This is a genomic window from Streptomyces sp. MB09-02B, from assembly GCF_033794485.1.
Lineage (GTDB): Bacteria > Actinomycetota > Actinomycetes > Streptomycetales > Streptomycetaceae > Streptomyces.
On record NZ_JARGEE010000916.1, the window covers coordinates 1 to 995 of the forward strand.

Annotated in this window: 1 pseudogene; it reads left to right on the forward strand. The window is 77.9% G+C overall.

Annotation, left to right across the window (positions count from 1 at the left end):
• Positions 1 to 947, forward strand: a pseudogene (locus tag P1P70_RS45065) (DNA polymerase III subunit gamma and tau); the annotation flags it as partial.
• Positions 948 to 995: the final 48 nt, after the last annotated feature.

Below are 995 nucleotides of genomic sequence, written 5' to 3' on the forward strand. Positions count from 1 at the left end.
GCCCCGCAGGCCCCCGCCCCCGTGGCTCCGCACAGTGCACAGGTACCGGCCGCCTCGCAGGTTCCGTCGGGCGGCGGGCCCGCGGCGGCTCGGGCCGCGGTTCGGGGTGCGGGGGCTGGGCCCGGCCCCGGGAGCGCCGCGCCGGGTCCCGGTAGCGTGCCGGGTCCTGGCTCGGACGCGTACGGCTCCGGGGGCGCGGTCGGCGCGGCAGCGGCCGGTCCGGGAGGGAGCGGCCCCACGGGGATGGCTCCAGCCGCACCCCACGAGACGGCGCCCGTCCCCCCGGCCGCCGCCGCGAGCAGTGCCCCGGCAGGGGCCCCCACCGCTCCCTCGCACACCCAGCCAGGCGCGGGTTCCACGCCCCCTGCGCACCCCAACGCGCCGAGCGCCCCCGGCGGCGCCGCTCCCGGCTCCTGGCCGACCCCGGCCGCCGCGGGCAGCGGCCGCCGACCAGGCGGATGGCCGACGGCCGCGCCCGCCGGTGGCGGCTCCGCGCCCGGGGCCCAGTCCGCGCCCACCCCCGGCCCGGCGGCACCCGCACCCTCGGCCGCGCCCCCGGCGGACCCGACCCCCGCACGCTCTGGCCCAACATCCTGGAGACGGTGAAGAACCGCCGCCGCTTCACCTGGATCCTGCTCAGCCAGAACGCGCACGTGGCCGGCTTCGACGGCACGACCCTGCAGATCGGCTTCGTCAACGCGGGCGCCCGCGACAACTTCGCGAGCAGCGGCAGCGAGGACGTCCTGCGGGCGGCCTTGGCCGAGCAGTTCAACGTGCACTGGAAGATCGAGGCCGTCATCGACACCTCGGGCGGCTCGGCCTCTCCGGCCACCCCCGGGGGATACGGGTCTTCCGCCCCGGCCGCAGGTGGTTACGGAGGTGGCGGCGCGGGCGCAGGTGGCTACGGCGGTGGAAGCACCGGCGGCGGTGGCTACGGCGGCTCCCCCACCTGTCTCTTATACACAACTTAGCCTGCCGAAGAAACGCCTTTTTTT